At 42.8% G+C, this 3971-nt stretch carries 1 protein-coding gene and 1 pseudogene; both read left to right on the top strand.

Translation table 11 applies throughout. From position 1 onward, the window contains the following. On the top strand, positions 1-2829 hold a 2829-nt coding region (locus tag RMO35_RS15715; protein ID WP_309742266.1), incomplete at its 5' end, for an SbcC/MukB-like Walker B domain-containing protein. Between the two features lie 403 nt (positions 2830-3232). Continuing rightward, positions 3233-3971: pseudogene (locus tag RMO35_RS15710) on the top strand (glycosyltransferase family 1 protein); the annotation flags it as partial.

Here is a 3971-nt window from a genome sequence, read left to right as displayed (position 1 = left end):
GATTTTACGTTTGGGATGCACGGCGAAACTTGTCGGATCATTCGGACGCGTCAGCGGGATGGAAATGGGGCGTTGGAGTTTCAGATCCAGACGAGTGGGGGGCAATTTCGGACGCTGACGCAGAAGGGGATTCGTTCGACGCAGGCTTTAATTGATGATTATCTCAAGATTGATTATGAGACGTTTATTAATTCTGCTTATTTGCGTCAGGGGAAGGCTGATGAATTTATGCGGAAAAAGCCGACCGATCGCAAGCAAATTTTAGCAGATTTATTAAAGCTCGATCGCTACGAGCAATTAGCCGATCGAGCCAAAGATACGGGGAAGCAATACAAGCTCCAAGTCGAAGTATTGACCGAAAATTTAGCTCAGGCGCAGCTTCAACTCGCCCAAATCGATGGCATTACTCAGCAGCGCGATGAGGTGAAAGTTGAACTCAGTGCGTTGCAACAGTTACAACTCACCCAGGAACAGGAATTAGAAGGTTTTAAAACGATCGCCAGACAGCGAGAAACGTGGCAGCAACAGTTGGCTTGGGAGCAAAAACGCGATCGCGAATTGCAGCTAGCAGCGACCCAAATCCAGGTAGATCTTCAGGTAGTGACTACCGATAAACAACGGCTAGATGAGCTGTTAATTAGATCGGATGACATTGCTACTGCTTATCAAGCTTATCTGGGGTTACAGCAGCAAATTGAGGTGTTAGATCGGCAATTTAATAGCGATCGGCAGTATCAGATCGATCGCCAAAAATTACAGCAGCAATTAGATCGCCAAACTCAAGCATTGCAATTAAGTCTCGGTCAAAGTCAAGCGCAATTAGCGGCGCTCGAACGTCAAGAAATAGAATTAGCTGAAATTTTAGCGACAGTCGGCGACGTTACCAAAGGGGTCGCTCAATTACAAGTATGTCGTCAGCGATTGTCAGAGCTAGATCGACTGCAAATCGCCGTGTTACCGCTTCAGCAAGAGCGAGTGGGACTGGCGGCAAAAATCGATCTGCAGACTGCGAAAATTCAGGCTCAATTAAATGAGTTAGTTTTGCGCGAACGTCAAATTAGAATTAAAACAGCCGAGCGATCGCAATTAGTCAATCGGCTTAATTTACTCGATACTCAGCTTGCTGATTTAGAGCGAAAGCAAGTATATCAAAAGCGAGTAGAAGAAAAAGGTTTAACTAAGAGAGAAAATATCCAGCGGCTAGAGGCAGATACCCGTAATTATCAGCGACAATTAGGCGAATTAGACCGTAAATTAGAGCTACTAGCAACTCCTGATGCCAGTTGTCCAGTGTGCGATCGCCCGTTAGATGAAAACCATTGGGAACATGTCTTAAGTAGCGCCCAAGCCGAACGTGCTAATGTCGAGCAACAGATATCAGCAACTCGGGAAGAACACTCGCGCTACGTCCGCGAACGTGAAGATCTCCTCACGGAATATAAGCAGATCCAGCGCGAGTTAGCAGGCTCGGAAAGTCTCCGCGAACAGCGCGGTAATTTGCAAGCACAATTAGATTCAATTTCCGAACTCGAAGTCAATCTGCAAGAAATTGCCAACGAAAAGTCGCAAATTGAACTTGCGATCGAGTCTAAAAGTTATGCAAGTGAATTACAATCTCAATTGCAAGAAATTAGTATCAATATTGCCGCGATTAATTATAGCGAACAAAGTCATGCCCTAGCCAGAGGTGATGTCGATAAATTGCGGTGGGTAGAGATCAAACAAGAGAAAATCAAAGATGCCGATCGCAAGCAGCAACAATTAAGCATCCAGAAACAACAATTAGCTACCGAACTTGTCACCATCGAAGCAAATATTACCAGACTCCAAACAGACTCATATTTGCAACTCGAACTGCAAACTATTATCCGCCAAATTAACGAACTAAAATACGATCGCGACTATCACCAGCAAGTAGCCACCGAGTTGCGTCAATCCCAATCAATCCAACTTCAATATCAAGAAGTTCAACAAGCGAAACAAACTCAGCCGCAGTTACTCACACGCATTAACTCACTTCAAGCTAATGAGTCACAAAATATCATCGATCGACAAAAATCCAACTTAGAGATCGATCGTATCAGCTTAGAGATTGCCAAAATCCCCGATAGTGACGAGCGAATATTAGCAGTCGAGCGCCTACTAGCCGAACGCCGCCAGCAGTTAGATACCAATCTCTCAATTCTCGGTAGCCTCGAACAACAGCTTACTCAACTCAATAATATTCAAGAACAACTGCGATCGCAACAACAGCAGCTCGATACCTGCAAACAGCAGCAAAAAATCTACGACGAACTCGGAAAAGCCTTCGGTAAAAACGGCATTCAAGCTTTAGTAATCGAAAACATTCTGCCCCAGCTAGAAGCTGAAAGCAATCAAATTCTTTCCAAGCTAAGTAACAATCAATTTCACGTTCAATTTATTACTCAAAAAGCAACTAAAAGCAGCCGTACTAAAAAAGCTAGTGTTAAGAGTGCTAAATATATCGATACTTTAGATATCGCGATCGGCGATGCTAATGGTACTAGAGCCTATGAAACTTACTCGGGTGGCGAAGCTTTTCGGATCGATTTTTCGATCCGCCTCGCACTTGCTAAGCTGCTCTCCCAACGGGCGGGAACTCCCTTACAAATGCTGATCGTCGATGAAGGATTTGGCACTCAAGATCGCGAAGGCTGCGATCGCTTAATTTCGGCAATTAATGCTATTTCTGGTGACTTTGCCTGTATTCTTACTGTCACTCACATGCCACAATTTCGGGAAGCCTTTCAAACCCGCATTGAAGTCCATAAAACTGCCAAAGGCTCGCAACTACAAGTAATCACATAAATCGATTTTGTTTTTAGATCGTAATGTCAGGGCTGGAATTTTCCCCAGCCTAATCTAAGCTGCACTCTTACTATCATCTACACATTAGTAGTTTAGTAACAAGATTTAGCTCAAAATACGCTTGCCAGAAATAAATTATCACTCCTTACCATCTGTCAATCGGACGATGGCTTAATTTTATGTATCTATCGATGGGCGGTATTTATCTAGTCGATAAAAGCTCATAATAATTGATATTGTTCACCCAGTATTATGTCTAATTCATGCGCGCAAAAGTAACGCGATCGGGCTGAATTTTGAGATTGAAATATTTACAGAGAAATACATTTAGCTGCTGGATGTAACTTTCTAAATGGCTATCTATATTAGCTGGAGCGGGTTTTTATTGGATTAGGAGCTAGTAGTGAATAACAGAAAAATAGCTTTTGTCAAGTACGGTGGATTCTCACATGTAAATGAGATGGTTGTGGAAATTCTCACTAGAGAATTTCCCAATCTTGAAATTGAAACAATTGATGTTTTCACCGATTTAGTCAACACCAAAGACTTGGCAACCATCTTTCATACTCTTAATGAATACAGCAAAGAAATATTCGATCGGACGCTGCATATCGGTAACAGAAGACTTTACACCAGCTATTTTTTCCACAAGCTGAGAAAGGCGTTAGTCAAGAGACCGGCAGGTCGAAACTATTTATTTACATTTCAAACACAATCTTTATTTGATGCGAGTATTCCTGGTATACCGCACTTTGTCTATACAGATCACACTGCCTTAGCAAATCTCACTTACCGAGGTTTCGATCGCGCAAAACTACCCTCTAGCGCGTGGATTGAGTGCGAGCGAGAGATTTATCACAATGCAACTCTCAATTTTACGATGAGTGAAAATGTTGCTGACTCGATCGTCAAAGATTATGGTGTCCCGGCACATAAAGTAGCAAACATCCTGTGTGGCCCTTGCCTGAATGTACCGCAAGCGGAAGTATTTGACGATAATAGATATCACCATCAGAAAATTTTGTTTGTTGGGATCGAATGGGAGCGAAAAGGTGGCCCGATCTTAGAAGAAGCTTTCAAAATGGTACTAGATAAATTTCCAAATGCCACTCTAGATATTGTCGGTTGTTCGCCTAAAGTCA

The sequence above is a fragment of the Chamaesiphon sp. OTE_20_metabat_361 genome, assembly GCF_031364565.1.
This window is presented reverse-complemented; position numbering and strand designations above follow the sequence as displayed.